At 48.4% G+C, this 13276-nt stretch carries 16 protein-coding genes; 8 read left to right on the top strand and 8 right to left on the bottom strand.

The window, feature by feature from the left end:
* Nucleotide 1 precedes the first annotated feature (1 nt).
* The 5 genes from ACJJI8_RS22530 to ACJJI8_RS22510 form a co-directional block, all read right to left on the bottom strand.
* Nucleotides 2-1786, bottom strand: coding sequence for a hypothetical protein (locus ACJJI8_RS22530; RefSeq protein ID WP_444933801.1), 1785 nt, complete (start codon nt 1784-1786; stop codon nt 2-4).
* A gap of 58 nt (nt 1787-1844) precedes the next feature.
* Complete coding sequence (locus ACJJI8_RS22525; RefSeq protein WP_444933800.1) at nt 1845-2330, bottom strand: hypothetical protein; 486 nt, start codon at nt 2328-2330, stop codon at nt 1845-1847.
* Nucleotides 2331-2481: 151 nt separating this feature from the next.
* Complete coding sequence (locus ACJJI8_RS22520) at nt 2482-3093, bottom strand: TPM domain-containing protein (protein WP_444933799.1); 612 nt, start codon at nt 3091-3093, stop codon at nt 2482-2484.
* The gene (locus tag ACJJI8_RS22515) at nt 3093-3839 is read right to left on the bottom strand and encodes a TPM domain-containing protein (protein WP_444933798.1); all 747 of its coding nucleotides are present in this window, start codon (nt 3837-3839) and stop codon (nt 3093-3095) included. Before ACJJI8_RS22515 ends, ACJJI8_RS22520 begins: the two co-directional genes overlap by 1 nt.
* A 21-nt stretch (nt 3840-3860) precedes the next feature.
* The gene (locus tag ACJJI8_RS22510; RefSeq protein WP_444933797.1) at nt 3861-4475 is read right to left on the bottom strand and encodes a LemA family protein; all 615 of its coding nucleotides are present in this window, start codon (nt 4473-4475) and stop codon (nt 3861-3863) included.
* A gap of 86 nt (nt 4476-4561) precedes the next feature.
* Here ACJJI8_RS22510 and ACJJI8_RS22505 point away from each other — a divergent pair, with 86 nt between their 5' ends.
* From ACJJI8_RS22505 to ACJJI8_RS22470, 8 genes are all read left to right on the top strand, one after another.
* A complete protein-coding gene (locus ACJJI8_RS22505) occupies nt 4562-5098 on the top strand; it encodes a YaeQ family protein (RefSeq protein ID WP_282931942.1) in 537 nt (178 codons plus the stop codon).
* A 14-nt stretch (nt 5099-5112) separates the two neighbouring features.
* Nucleotides 5113-5595: a YajQ family cyclic di-GMP-binding protein gene (locus tag ACJJI8_RS22500; protein WP_108733959.1), complete on the top strand. Its 483-nt coding sequence runs from the start codon at nt 5113-5115 to the stop codon at nt 5593-5595.
* An 11-nt stretch (nt 5596-5606) separates the two neighbouring features.
* A complete protein-coding gene (locus ACJJI8_RS22495; protein WP_444933796.1) occupies nt 5607-6551 on the top strand; it encodes an esterase-like activity of phytase family protein in 945 nt (314 codons plus the stop codon).
* A gap of 246 nt (nt 6552-6797) precedes the next feature.
* A complete protein-coding gene (locus ACJJI8_RS22490) occupies nt 6798-7736 on the top strand; it encodes a YjiK family protein (RefSeq protein ID WP_444933795.1) in 939 nt (312 codons plus the stop codon).
* 64 nt (nt 7737-7800) lie between these two features.
* The gene (locus ACJJI8_RS22485) at nt 7801-8736 is read left to right on the top strand and encodes an SdiA-regulated/phytase-like domain-containing protein (RefSeq protein ID WP_444933794.1); all 936 of its coding nucleotides are present in this window, start codon (nt 7801-7803) and stop codon (nt 8734-8736) included.
* A 13-nt stretch (nt 8737-8749) separates the two neighbouring features.
* Entirely contained in the window at nt 8750-9340 is a 591-nt protein-coding gene (locus tag ACJJI8_RS22480) for a uracil-DNA glycosylase family protein (RefSeq protein WP_444914329.1), read from the top strand.
* Between the two features lie 2 nt (nt 9341-9342).
* Entirely contained in the window at nt 9343-10065 is a 723-nt protein-coding gene (gene ung / locus ACJJI8_RS22475; protein ID WP_444933793.1) for a uracil-DNA glycosylase, read from the top strand.
* 273 nt (nt 10066-10338) lie between these two features.
* Entirely contained in the window at nt 10339-10578 is a 240-nt protein-coding gene (locus ACJJI8_RS22470) for a DUF1059 domain-containing protein (protein WP_444925507.1), read from the top strand.
* Between the two features lie 143 nt (nt 10579-10721).
* Here ACJJI8_RS22470 and ACJJI8_RS22465 read toward each other — a convergent pair whose 3' ends face one another.
* From ACJJI8_RS22465 to ygfZ, 3 genes are all read right to left on the bottom strand, one after another.
* The gene (locus tag ACJJI8_RS22465; RefSeq protein ID WP_413662757.1) at nt 10722-11273 is read right to left on the bottom strand and encodes a hypothetical protein; all 552 of its coding nucleotides are present in this window, start codon (nt 11271-11273) and stop codon (nt 10722-10724) included.
* Nucleotides 11274-11459: 186 nt separating this feature from the next.
* Nucleotides 11460-12011, bottom strand: a complete 552-nt coding sequence (locus ACJJI8_RS22460) for a hypothetical protein (RefSeq protein WP_444933792.1) — start codon at nt 12009-12011, stop codon at nt 11460-11462.
* Between the two features lie 196 nt (nt 12012-12207).
* Nucleotides 12208-13248: a CAF17-like 4Fe-4S cluster assembly/insertion protein YgfZ gene (gene ygfZ, locus ACJJI8_RS22455; RefSeq protein WP_444907691.1), complete on the bottom strand. Its 1041-nt coding sequence runs from the start codon at nt 13246-13248 to the stop codon at nt 12208-12210.
* Between the last annotated feature and the right edge of the window lie 28 nt (nt 13249-13276).

The following is a 13276-nucleotide window of genomic DNA, read 5'->3' as shown; positions in this document are numbered from 1 at the left end:
CTTACCGTACGGATAGGGGCGTAAATCCAGCAATTTTCCAGTGGTTATCAGACTGGATAATTGCGATATTGGCCCGGGTCTCTTGCGGTCTTTGTTCAAAGTGTCCCCAGCTTCGATCCTCTACTACCGCCTGCCAACTTGTAATCAACCGGAACCCTTTGTTGCCATTCAGGTTAATTTGGCTGGAGTACTCGACTTTAAGATTTGTAATAGCACTGATTGATCCCAAGCCACCACTCGTTGTTTGGGGGCGATAAATTTGTGCCAGATTTGAATAGGTACTTTCGAATCCTTCCTTGGTAATCAGGTTTTTTAGCTTTAATTCAAGATTGATCGGTAGAGGCTCTTTAAATGCGGCTGCAACTTTTAACAGTAGCTGTTCTGTTACTTGGCCCAAGTCTCGTTTTTTAGCGGTTCCTGGGAGGTTTACCTGGTATTCTTCTGGAAGATTGAGGTACAAAGCGACAGCTGAGATTATTATGGCGGTATAGAGAATAGTTGAACCCTTGCGGCCTATAAGTGAGTGTTTTGTGGATAGCGTCAATACAATTATCGTAATAATAAGAAATGAAAATAGGATTGCCATAGGGACCGCCAGGCTGGGGGGTTCTATTACAAGTGGATCGCTATTTGGAGGTCGGTAATCGTATAGGTAGTTGTGCCACTGAATATCAGGAAATGAGGGAATTACATGGGTGGGGAATGGGCCTGTGGGGTCCTGAATTAGGGTGGGAACGGAGTTGATCGTATCGGTAAATAGATTCCAGTCTACGGTAACACTCTGAGGCAGTGCATCGATGGAAAATTTTTCCCGGTAGCCAATCATCACTGAGCCCATTTCAATAGTGTCATTCTCTGAAATCTGTGAGTACCCGCTGTTATTTGCGCGGAGAAAAACAGTCTCAATGCTATTCGGCTGTGAGGGCGACTGATCAATAGAAGTTGGATTTTTATTATTTAGATAGCTGCGTACCGTGTGGTGCAGGAAGGCCTTACTTTCTGGTGTTAATGGTTGCCAGGCATCGAAAGGGTGATTAGTCCACTCCAGTAAGTCCTTGGTGCGAACGAGTATCTCATGACGTATCTGGCGGGGCTCTACGTAGAGGAAAGACATTAGAGGGTAGCGATTATGCCGACTAATATTGGTGTTCTTAAAATGTGTATTCCATGGGTCTTTCCAGTCGATAATGAGTGGTTCAGCTTGGGATAGGTAGTGAAAGCCGCTGATAGGTGTTTGCCCGTGGCGACTGGTAAAGCCAATTGTCACGGATGCCAGCTTATCACTACCGATGGGGGGGGTTAGTTGCAGGACTGAAAGTCCACCGATTGGATATTTCAGCTGAGTTAAAAGAATCTTTTTATCTGTCGGGAAATCCGGCATTTTTATGCCGGTGCGGGGATCGGTTTGCCCAGCAAAAGGGGAAATTCTAGGTTTTCTCTGGGCTACTCGAATTGAGATGAGTTTGGGCTTAATGCTCTTATTTCCAGAGAGTACTTGAAAGTCGAAAGATTGTTGGGTTTTTGCCGATTGTGCCAGTCGATAAATGTCTGGTGTATCATCAATTCCTGGCCAAAATAGTTTGGCATCGCTTGCTGATATCTCGAATCTAATGTTTAGGATATTTTTTTGTATATCGATCTCCGCAATATTGTTGGCGGTCTCAGCGCCACTTAAACTGATGAAATCAGCCTTGCTGGTTGTTGATAATGTACTGTTGAATAATATCAGGGCCAGGCTGATAAGTATTTTGTTGAATGATAAATAAAATTTCGCTTTGGGAGTCATGTGTTGCTTGAGCAGAGTTGATCAGTTGCACATTATTCGTTTTTGAAGGGGGGTTAATTTAGTCTGGTACTTCAAGATCAGTACCGAAGGCTATATTGACTTCCATATAGATTTTCCCAGTCAGCTTTGTATAAATTACTTTTCCGCCATAAATAGTAGGTACGAATACAACCTCAGTGGGGGCAGCTGGTAACTTTTCGGACTCCGGCTTGGTACTGCTGGGGTCCCAAGTCGGAAAATTCACTTGCCGGTTACTGATGGCCCATTCCATTCTGAGGGCGTCGAGATCGCCAATGTGGTTGCTGCACTGATGCTCGACATGAAATGTTAATTTATCACTGTTACCCAATGCTGGCAGGAAGCGGGTCGTGGCTTGCTTTGGGCGAGGGGAGGCTATACGAGTGCCCGGGAAGTTACCGTCCCCGATTGTCGAAGTCGTATTTTTCTTTTGTAGTTCTTGAGACCAGAGAGCGGCACTGAATCCAGATGCCAGTAACAGAAGAGTAATACTGAAAAGCTGCAATAGGGTTTTAGTCGGAATCATCTTCTTGTACAGAGTTTACTTATGGGTTTTATGCCTTTAGGCAGCTTAGTTGATGATTCAAGTCACAATATGAGGGTAGGTTGGTATGGCGTGGAGTTTCGTTTTGAAACTTGAATAAGTTGGTGTTGCCAGTTTTGGGGGATACGGGGATTTAATTGATGACGACTAGATGATTCGGCAGTTCATCTTTAATGGTGCTGGTGGGTATCGCTTCGTGAAGTAGATCTCCGCATTGCTCAATACATGCCAGTAATGCCTCTCCAGCTTTTCCCCGCTTGATTTGTTGCACAAAATTTTCAACTACTCTCTGCCAGTTGTCATTGGTGATGTGTTGGGCAATGCCTCTGTCGGCCAGTATTTCTACATAGTGTTCGGCTTCTGAAACAAATATCAGTAGCCCGAGTCGGTCCTTGGTTGCGTGTAAATCCTGCTCCAGAAATTGCCTGCGGGCTAAATTTGAAGCTCGCCAGAATTTTATTTTCTTTGGTACCAGGCGCATGGTGATGGGGCGCCAGCGGAATATTACTGCCAGGACAATAAATAAAATCCACTGAAGCATCACCGCCTGTTGGAGGTTGATCCAGAACGGCAGGAATTCGATCAGAGGGGAGACTAACAGTGTTAGGAATGCGGCCCATAGAGTAGAGATATAAAGGTAGTTGTCGGCTTCCTTGGCGACCACAGCCATGACTTCAGCGTCGGTGCGGGACTCTACTTCCTTGATTGCCTCTGCTACCTGGCGTTGATAAGTATTGGTGAGCATTACCATCCTCCCGATGCGCCCCCTCCGCCAAAACCTCCGCCGCCCCCGCTAAACCCGCCCCCAGAGCTGCCGCCGGATAGACCTCCGCCAAATCCACCTCCACCATAGTAGCCGCCGTAGCGCCCCCGCTTAAAAATGCGGCTCTGTACAGGTGAACCCAGTGCGGCACTGCCGAAGAGGTGTAGCATGACCAGCAGAAGGAATACGCCGACCAGTACAGCAATTCGGCGTCCCTCTTTGGTTTCTACGGGTTCAGCGACATATTCATTTTTTGTCGCGGCGATAATTGATCGAACTCCTGCATTGATTCCGCCGCTAAAATCGCCATTGCGAAACTCTGGCAGTACTTTGGTTTGGATAATATTTGCCGCCAGTGCATCGGTTAGGGCTCCTTCCAGGCCGTAACCTACTTCGATACGGACCTTTCTATCATTGGGCGCAATCAGGAAAAGCACTCCATTGTCCTTATCTTTTTTTCCTAGCTTCCACTTGCGTGCCAGTTGGTTGGCATACTCCTCTATAGTGATGCCCTGAAGCTCGGGGATGGTGGCGACAACCAGCTGATTGTCGCTGTCGCGCTCATACTGCTGTATCAACTCAGTAAGTTGGTATCTCTCATCGGCCTTTAACAACTCTCCCTGATCTACTACCCGGCCGGAAAGCGCTGGAAACTGTACATCGGCCCAGGCTGCTAAGGCACAGACCAGAGCGATCAGGGTGGTTATGGCAAGACTGGGGCGGTTCATTTTGGGGTCGATGGCGCCTGTCTATTGGAAGTTGACCTCAGGTGCCTTGTCGGCATCTTCACTGGTGGCTTCGAAAGTTTCTCGAAGCGGCATATCCCTGTAGAGCACGGCATGCCAGATTCTTCCTGGAAAAGTGCGAATCTCGCGGTTGTAGCGCTCTACAGCCTGGATATAATCCCGGCGCGCGACACTGATGCGGTTTTCGGTGCCCTCTAACTGAGATTGCAGTGTGAGGAAGTTCTGGTTGGCTTTGAGGTCGGGGTATCGCTCTACCACCAACATAAGGCGGGATAGCGCGCTGGTTAACTGGCCTTGTGCTGCTTCGAACTGTTGCAGCTTGGCTGGGTCATTGAGAAGGTTGCCGTCAACCTGGAGAGAGCTGACTTTGGCCCTAGCCTCAGTGACGGCTTGTAGGGTTTCCCGTTCGTGGGATGCGTAAGCTTTTACGGTTTGCACCAGATTGGGAATCAGATCGGCACGGCGCTGGTATTGGTTTTGAACCTGGGCCCAGGTGGCTTTAACCTGCTCGTCGTAGGTTGGGATATTGTTGACACCACAGCCGCTGAGGGTGGTTGCCAGCAGCAGTAGCAGTGAGCTCTGCCAAAAGGGCCAGCCGCTGGGGAGCGCAGAGGTCATGCGGAATATCCTTATTCTCACGTGAACCCATCAAGAATAGTCCGCCTGACTCCCGGCGCTGGAGAAGGCATCACCATGGAGCCAAAATGGCGTTAAAAGCAACAATATTTAAGGCCAAAGTCCAGATATCCGATATGGACAGGGATTATTACGCCGAACATCCGCTCACTTTGGCGCGACATCCTTCGGAAACAGATGAGCGTATGATGGTGCGCCTACTGGCTTTTGCACACAATGCGGCGGAAACGCTGGAGTTTACCCGGGGATTGTCCTCCGATGAGGAGGCGGATCTCTGGCAAAAGAACCTGAGCGGGGAAATCGATCTCTGGATCGAAGTGGGACTTCCCACTGAGGAACGAATTCGCAAAGCCTGCAACCGCTCGAAGCGCGTTATCGTATACAGTTACGGGCGCCGTGCAGCACCAATCTGGTGGCAGAAACAGGCCAGCCAATTGGAGCGCTTTGATAACCTTACCGTCTACCATTTAGCCGCTGATGCCACTGAGCAATTGGCGGCTATGGCTGAGCGCAATATGGACCTGAGTGCCACCATTCAGGATGGCCATATCTGGCTGGCTGATAGTGACAACAACGCGGAGATTACTCCGGAAACCTGGAAATAGGAGCAGACAACTTAATGCCTTCTTTTGACATTGTATCTGAAGTGGATAAGCACCAACTCACCAACGCTGTGGATCAGGTGAATCGCACTATTACCAACCGCTTCGACTTTAAAGGTGTGGATGCGGAAGTGGAGATGAGTGAGTTCTCCCTGGTAGTTCGCGCTGAAGTGGACATGCAGGTAGACCAGATGGTGGATATGCTGCGCGGCGCACTGATCAAATGCGATATCGATCCACTGGCGATGGATGTAGGTGATAAAGAGCAATCCGGCAAGCAGGTCAAATTGGACGTGACCCTGAAAAATGGCCTTGACAAAGAACTGTCAAAAAAGATTGTTAAGCTGATCAAAGATGAAAAGCTCAAGGTGCAGGCTGCCATTCAGGGTGAGCAGGTGCGTGTTACTGGCAAGAAGCGCGATGACTTGCAGCAGGTGATCGCCTTGTTACGTGGTAAAGAGCTGGAACAGCCATTGCAGTTTAATAACTTCCGCGATTAATTGGTTTTGCAGTGATCAAGCGTACTCTCTTCAGTGTTCTATCCGTGCTGTTGTCGCCACTGGCGATAGCCGCAGAAATTACCCCGGCTAGGTTGCTGGCCAGCTATTGGGTTGATAGTAGTGCAGGCCTGGATATTTCCGGCTTAAGTTTCTGTTCTGGAGATCTGCTGGCAGTCTCCGATAAGAATTCTGAAGAGATCTACACGCTTGAATTTCGCGATGGCAGTGCCGACCTGGTATCACATCTTCGCTTAAGCGGCCTTGGGATACCGGAGCAGGATGAGCCTGTCAGCGCTTGGGAAGGCTTCAAGGAGTTGTTCCGCCCGGCAGAAGATCTGGACTTTGAAGGTGTTACCTGTAGTGATGGCCAGGTCTATCTGGTCAGTGAGCATTACAACCGTATTGCCATCGTAGATATTGAGGGAAATGCACGCTGGCAAGAGCATAGCTGGTCGGCATTAGCCAGGTCCCAGGGTTTTCTACAGAAGACCAATGCTTCCAGCGAGGGGTTGGTGAAAGCCGACGATACTTTCTGGGTAGCCATGGAGCGCGAACCCCGTGGTTTGTTGAGGCTTAATGCAGATGGCGAGGCCAGCACACTGACTCTGCCTCAAGTAGATGGCCTGGACTTTGCTGGCCGTTCAGAGGACTTGGCGGGATTGGATTACCACGACGGCGCACTCTTTACCTTGGAGCGCAACGCCCACGCCGTGTGCCGCAGGGCACTTCCTAGCCTGGAAGCCGAGTGGTGCCTGGATTATCGCGCCCTTGAAGAATCTCCCGAGCGGGTTTATGAAGAAACCCGCTATGGAAAGGGCGAGGGGCTGGCAGCCGGAGAGCAGGGTATTTTCGTTATCCTCGACAACAATAATGTCGGCCGTGCCCAGGCGCCTGACGACAAGCGCGCGCTGCTGTTGCATCTGGCAATGCCAGATGAGGTCAGTAGGCTGCAATAATTGACTCTGTCTGGCGCCGTACTTTCCGGGAGTCGGCGCTAATCCCATCCCTTTAGTTCTCTCCCGTTCAACAACTCCCTCCATTTTTAAAATATCTTCTAGTCGCTAGCGCTAAAATTGTTTAGAGCAATTGGGGTAACTATGCTGTGTACCAATAGCTATTGGGACCTTACAGCTTGGTAGTGTCTGTTGGCCGCAGGGAATCTCCCGGTTCTTAAATCACTTTGGCGATAAATTGGAAGGATCGTGATTAAGCGTATTTTTTTAACTATCGTATGTGCGCTCTTGTCATCCATGGGGCTGGCAGCTGAAATTATTCCCGCCAAAAAAATAGCTCACTACTGGGTGGATGATAGTGCCGGGTTAAGTATATCTGGATTGAGTTTTTGCGATGGAAAAATGGTTACGGTGTCGGATAAGCAATCCAGGGAGATCTACCAGATAGTATTGGGAGATAGGAGTGCAACCTTGGAGCCTTATATCAAGCTGGCTGGGCTCCGGGTTCCGAAAAAAGATAGGCCTACTAATTTATGGTATTTTCTACTGGAACTTACTCGCCCAGCTGCAGCGATGGATTTTGAAGCCATCACCTGTGCCGATGATAAATTCTATTTGTTGAGTGAACGTTACAACCGCATAGCCGAAATAAATATGGAGGGAAAGGGGCATTGGTTAGAAAATATGTGGTCGGCCACGGCTAAAGCCCAAGGCTATATGCACGGGTACAATCTCTCCGGTGTAGGGCTACAGAAGGTGGGCGATGACTTTTGGATGGCTATAGAGCGGGATCCCCGTGCCCTGGTAAAACTCGGTCCCAATGGAAGTGTACAGATTTTTACACCGCCGCCAGTAAAAGGGTTGGATTTTCGTGATGAGTCGGAAAATATGGCAGGCCTCTATTACTATGATGGGGCTTTGTGGACCCTGGAACCTAATGCCTATGCAGTTTGCCGCAGGGAGTTACCCAGCTTGAAAGCTGAGTGGTGCCTGGATTACTGGGAACATGAAAACTCCTCTGAACTCGGCTACGAGGTATCGCGGACCGGCGGCAAGGGAGATGGTTTGGCTATTGGAGAGCGGGGCGTTTTTATTGTGTTTGACAATGATAATATCAGCCGTATTCACGACCCTCAGGATCGCAGAGCACTCTTATTACATCTAGCTCTACCAGATCAATCTGACTGAATACCAATAGAGACTTTCTATTATTGGGGTTCGAATAGTCAGGTAGTGTTTAAAGGGGGATGTAATGATCAAGACAGTTTTCCTAGCAATTAATTTCATATTTTTAGCATCCGTGGGAATGGCTGCTGAGATTTTTTTGGCTAAAGATATTGCTGATTACTGGATAGATAATAGCTCGGGTGTAGGTCTATCTGGTTTGAGTTTTTGTGGCCAATTAATAACGATCTCTCCTAAAGAATCGGAAAAAATATATAGAATCAATTTACACGGTCAGAGTGCGACATTAGAAAAATACCTGAAAGTTAGCGGCCTGCCTCCGCCCAAAAGGGGAGTGGCCGATAATGTTTCTCACTTTGTTATGGATTTATTGCGGCCTAAAACCGCAATGCGTTTTGGTGGAATATGTTGTAGAGACGACGGTACATTTTTATTGAGTGAACGCCACAATCGAATAGCAGAAGTGGACACAGATGGGAGTTCACGCTGGATTAATAACAAGTGGTCATCAGCAATAGAACACCTGGGTTATTCGCTGAGATACAATAATGGCGGGGAGGGGATAGTTGAGGTTGGCGATGACTTGTGGGTAGCTTTAGAGCGGGAACCCAGGGGATTGTTAAAGGTGGGAAATAAAGGAGAGTTTCAAGTTTTCTCCTTGCCTTCTGTAGTGGGTCTGGATTTTGGGGATCACCCGGAGAATCTGAGAGGACTTGATTATCATGACGGCGCTCTTTTTACTCTTGAAAGCAACGCATATGCGGTATGTAGAAGAGCTCTGCCGAGCTTGCAAGCTGAATGGTGCTTGGTTTACCGTGAGATTGAAGAATCCCCGGAGCACGCCTATGAAGTGTCGCGATTGGGGGGAATGGGGTCTGGAGTTGCTGTAAATAATCAGGGAGTATTTGTGGTTTTCAATAACAATAATATCAGTCGTGCCCGTGATCCTCAGGATCGCCGCGCGCGGTTGTTACATTTGGCTTTCCCCGACGGTAAACAATAGGGACATATAGTAGGTGGTAGTTGAGAAGTTACCGGCACTGCTGGAGGAAATACGGGCTTGTCGCCTCTGTGAAGAACAACTTCCTCTAGGGCCGAATCCAGTCTTGAGGGCTGCAGCGTCTGCACGCCTATTGATCGTCGGCCAAGCCCCAGGCACCAAGGTCCACGCGACCAGTATTCCCTGGAATGATCCCTCAGGAGATCGCCTGCGAGATTGGCTGGCGATCGACCGGGACACCTTTTACGACGAATCCCAGATTGCCATTATTCCCATGGGCTTCTGTTACCCCGGTCGAGGCAAGGGCGGTGACTTGCCGCCGCGACCAGAGTGTGCCGCCACTTGGCATCAGCGCCTAATGGCACAATTACCCAACTTGCAACTGTCGCTGTTGGTGGGACAATACGCCCAGCGCCATTACCTCCCGCACTGGTATGGCAGTATTACCGAGAATGTTCGACATTACCGTGATGCACTGCCAGCGGGATACTTTCCCTTGCCGCATCCAAGCCCGCGCAACACCCTGTGGTTGCGTCGCAGGCCCTGGTTTGAGGAGGAAGTTGTGCCCGAGTTACAACACTATGTTAAAAAGATATTGAAGGTTTAAGAATGCCGGTTCCGGACAAAATAAAGATCCACCCCTCTTGGTACGATGTTTTGGGCGGGGAGTTTGACCAACCCTATATGGCCCAATTGCGTCAGTTTTTAAAGGGGGAGAAGGCTGCCGGCAAGAAGATCTACCCAGCCGGTGGCCAGATCTTTAATGCCTTTAACTCCACACCTTTTGATCAGGTAAAAGTCGTTATCCTGGGTCAGGACCCATACCATGGCGTTGGCCAAGCCCATGGCCTGTGCTTTTCTGTGATGCCCGGAGTACGCATTCCTCCATCGCTGCAAAATATTTATAAAGAGTTGCACTCCGATATGGGTATTCCCCCTGCACACCACGGTTGCCTGCAACCTTGGGCAGAGCAGGGCGTGCTTTTGCTAAATGCCACCCTTACTGTTGAGGACAGCAAGGCCGGCGCCCACCAGGGGCAGGGTTGGGAGCAATTTACGGATGCGGCGATTCACAAGCTAGCTGAACAGCGTGAAGGGCTAGTCTTTGTTCTTTGGGGGAGCTATGCCCAAAAGAAGGGAGGCTTTATCGACCGCAATAAGCATTTAGTGTTGCGTGCTCCACATCCCTCTCCTCTATCTGCGCACCGGGGTTTCTTTGGAACCCGTCCTTTTTCCCTGGCAAATCACTGGTTGCAACAGCGTGGAGAAAAGCCTATTGAGTGGGCTTTGCCAGAGGCGGATCAATTGAAGCGGATTGCTGTGGAGATTTAGTGGCTTGCCCCGGATAGGTATTATCTATCCGGGTTTGTATTTATCCAGAGAGCCAAAAATTCTATTCCTGTTATCCTTCTCTTGGCTTCCAGATAAAGAATCTTTCTATTTTTTTAGTGGTTATATGCGTCAATTCTCTGCTTTGGCAGTGTTTTGCGATGGAAATCTATCGAGGCTTGAAAGCCAATCAGAGCTATTATCTATTTTTGGCTCTTTTGAAGTTATTTATCTGTCCGATAAAGTATCAGTTGTGAAATCTAAGGTGGAATTGCTATGAAAATGATGACTTGCAAGGAGTTGGGAGGCGCCTGCGATGTGGAGTTTCGTGGGAATAACTTTGAAGAGGTGGCGGAGCTTAGCAAGATGCACGGAATCGAGATGTATCGAAAAAATGATGCACAGCACTTGCAAGCTATGAAAAAAATGCAGGATTTGATGAAAGATCCTGAATCAATGCAGAAGTGGTATGAGTCAAAGAAGGCGGAATTTTCAGCTCTCCCGGATTGTAAATAGAAAAATTAGTATTTTATGGGTGGAGATTGATTTGGCCTAATAAGCTTGGTGGCTAAAGTTTGATTAATAATATATGGATTGAGTAATTCGAAAAGGGTTTCCACTTGGGTGGTATATATTGCTTGGCTAATAATCCTATCTATTTAAGATTGGCGACCCTTCACAGGGTGCCTCTTCTTGGTTTCAACGGCCTTCCAAAGAGGTCGCATTAACAACCGGGCAAACGCGAAGCCGACAAAAAATAAGTTACAGATATAGGCTAAAAAATAAGGGCCAAACTCTCTTTCGAAAAATATGCCAGTAGCGTTGAGCGTGCTGACGATAACTACCGATGAAGCGATACTGAAAAGCCCATAGTAGGTAACTTTCATTACAATAGACACAAATTTGAAGTGTCTTTTTTTCCACAGATAGACAATAAAGCCTGTGGTGGCTATTCCCATCAAGGAGCTGCTTGTAGACCAAACATAGCCAGCATCGATACGGAAGTTCAAAAGTGCCAAAGAAAAGGCGGCGAGCAGTGCGCTGAATAGGCTGATATAGACAATCATGGCCAGGGACACCACATGACCCCTAGAGATACTCTCTATTCTCCTTGACTGAAAAGTGGCAACCATTGCCGCAAACCCTGCCAGCACTATGGATATTTCAATAATGACAAGTAATTGATCGATTTGTACCGACAGTTTTTCCATCTTCCGCTATTGTCCCAAGCAGAAAGGTTAAATAGGAAAGTTGATAACAGTATATGAGTGAAATGGAGAGCTGGTAAGTTGTTTCCCGTCTCACAATTAGCTTTATTTTAACCCGCTTGCTATATGGTTTATAATTGTTGTTAGGTGTAGGTGTCCAATGGTTGGCGCCACACTTTTAGCTGAAAATCAGCCGGACGCCGCCGTTTTCTCCTTGTCGATTCGGCCTAGTTCATTTTCTTTAACAGCTACCCATAATGGGCGCATAAGCAGTCTTGAAAATGCATAACCGACGACAAATAGGTTGCAAACAAAGGATAAAAAATACGGCCCATATTCCCTGTTGAAAACGATCCCTAGCGCATTCATGATATTGATAATAACTACTGAGCCGGCAATGCCGAAAAGAAGGAAATAGGTAAGCTTGGCAACAATTGAAACAGATTTGAGTCGTTTCTTTATCCATAGGTAGCCGATAGAAAACGACGTAGCCACACTCATGGCAAAACTGCTTACTGACCACAGGGTGCGATCAGCGAGATCAAAATTGGATAGAGTCAGGGTGAAGGCAGCCAGTAATGCGTTGATCAAACTGATATAAATAATCATCGCGAGGGATACAATTCTTCCTTTGCCAAGATTTCTGCCTTTTCTGGGTTGGAGCGTGCCAACTATTGCAGCAAAGCCTGCCAGAATAATACAGCATTCAAGAACGACAATTAGTTGGTCTAACTCTTTCAATATTGCCTCCCTCTACTGCTTTATTAAGCTGGAATTTTGACGCCTAGGGGAATATCTATAAATATAGTAGCGGTAGTAAGCTGCGTTTTGAGTGGTGCAAACCTTTTTGCTTTCCAGAGTTTTTTTCTGGTTGTTAACTCATAAACAAAAAAGGCGACTAAAAAGCCGCCTTTTTGATTAAAAGTAATTTTTCTGTTTAGGCCAGCGGATCGGCATCTGCATCATAGGGGAGTTCCTCGATATCCAAAGTGCGGCCATCTTTCAGGTGTAAGGTTTCACCTGCGGCCACTTTGGCGATGGTGAGTACGGCGAGTAGCTGAATGCCTTCTTTGCTATGGCAGGCTTCCACCAGATTGCCAATACTTTGTTTTCCATCTCCAAAGATCTCCATGCCCGATTCAGGGAGATCCCCCGAAGCGCAGCTGGCCCGGTAAAGGCGACGTTTGGCGGCGCCGCGGAATTGCATACGGGCAATTACTTCCTGGCCGGTATAGCAGCCTTTTTTAAAACTCACGCCACCGAGCTGGTGCAGGTTGGTCATCTGCGGGATAAACATCTCTGTCGTGGCGGCGTCCACCTGGGGGATACCGGCTTCAATTTGACGCATTTGCCAGCAGTCATAGCCGGTAGCTTCACACTCTGGTGATAGCTTTTGCCACAGTTGCTGGACCTTGCTGGTGGGTACCAGGATGGCTAGTTGCAGGTCGGTAATACATTGGGCAATGCAGCGCTCTCCTTCGAAGTCAAATAGCTTCACCTCGCCGACAGAGGGTTGCTCGAAGCCCAGTAGTTTGGAGGTGCGCTCTGCCACATCGCGCCCCTGCAGGCCTAACCAGTGGGTTTCATCACTGATGTCGTGCAGCTCTGTTTTGAAAAAGACGGCGTACTTGGCCAGCGCTTGCTGGGCGATGGGGGCCAAATCCTTTGGCAACCGGAAGATGAACTCACTTTGCGAAAGTTTCAGTGCACTAAAAGCACTGATCATACGCCCCTTAGGATTGCAGTGAGCTCCCAGGGTGCTGTGTTCATCGGGAAGGTTGATCAAGTCACAGGTGAGCTGCCCCTGTAAGAACTTCTGGCTGTCGGGTCCGGTAATGGAAATAGCTCCGATTGGGCCCAGGTCCAGCAGGTGCAAACTCTGAGGGTCTTCGCGACTAGTGAGAGGGAAGTGAGCTTTGCTGCCCTCCCAAATGGCGCCCTCGTTGCTGAGAAAATCCTGCCACTGTTGCTGATCCATAATCCTGCCACCTGCATTTGTATTCGGG

The sequence above is a fragment of the Microbulbifer maximicatervae (SeqCode) genome (assembly GCF_052467695.1).
Note: the sequence above shows the minus strand (reverse complement) of the source record. Positions and strands in the feature narration are given on the sequence as shown.

Coding starts and splice junctions, on each gene's coding strand:
- ACJJI8_RS22520 (WP_444933799.1), bottom strand. CDS start 3,093: ATGCTCACCAATACTTATCAACGCCAGGTAGCAGAGGCAATCAAGGAA.
- ACJJI8_RS22525 (WP_444933800.1), bottom strand. CDS start 2,330: ATGATTCCGACTAAAACCCTATTGCAGCTTTTCAGTATTACTCTTCTG.
- ung (WP_444933793.1), top strand. CDS start 9,343: ATGCCGGTTCCGGACAAAATAAAGATCCACCCCTCTTGGTACGATGTT.
- ygfZ (WP_444907691.1), bottom strand. CDS start 13,248: ATGGATCAGCAACAGTGGCAGGATTTTCTCAGCAACGAGGGCGCCATT.
- ACJJI8_RS22485 (WP_444933794.1), top strand. CDS start 7,801: ATGATCAAGACAGTTTTCCTAGCAATTAATTTCATATTTTTAGCATCC.
- ACJJI8_RS22510 (WP_444933797.1), bottom strand. CDS start 4,475: ATGACCTCTGCGCTCCCCAGCGGCTGGCCCTTTTGGCAGAGCTCACTG.
- ACJJI8_RS22515 (WP_444933798.1), bottom strand. CDS start 3,839: ATGAACCGCCCCAGTCTTGCCATAACCACCCTGATCGCTCTGGTCTGT.
- ACJJI8_RS22470 (WP_444925507.1), top strand. CDS start 10,339: ATGAAAATGATGACTTGCAAGGAGTTGGGAGGCGCCTGCGATGTGGAG.
- ACJJI8_RS22500 (WP_108733959.1), top strand. CDS start 5,113: ATGCCTTCTTTTGACATTGTATCTGAAGTGGATAAGCACCAACTCACC.
- ACJJI8_RS22505 (WP_282931942.1), top strand. CDS start 4,562: ATGGCGTTAAAAGCAACAATATTTAAGGCCAAAGTCCAGATATCCGAT.
- ACJJI8_RS22465 (WP_413662757.1), bottom strand. CDS start 11,273: ATGGAAAAACTGTCGGTACAAATCGATCAATTACTTGTCATTATTGAA.
- ACJJI8_RS22530 (WP_444933801.1), bottom strand. CDS start 1,786: ATGACTCCCAAAGCGAAATTTTATTTATCATTCAACAAAATACTTATC.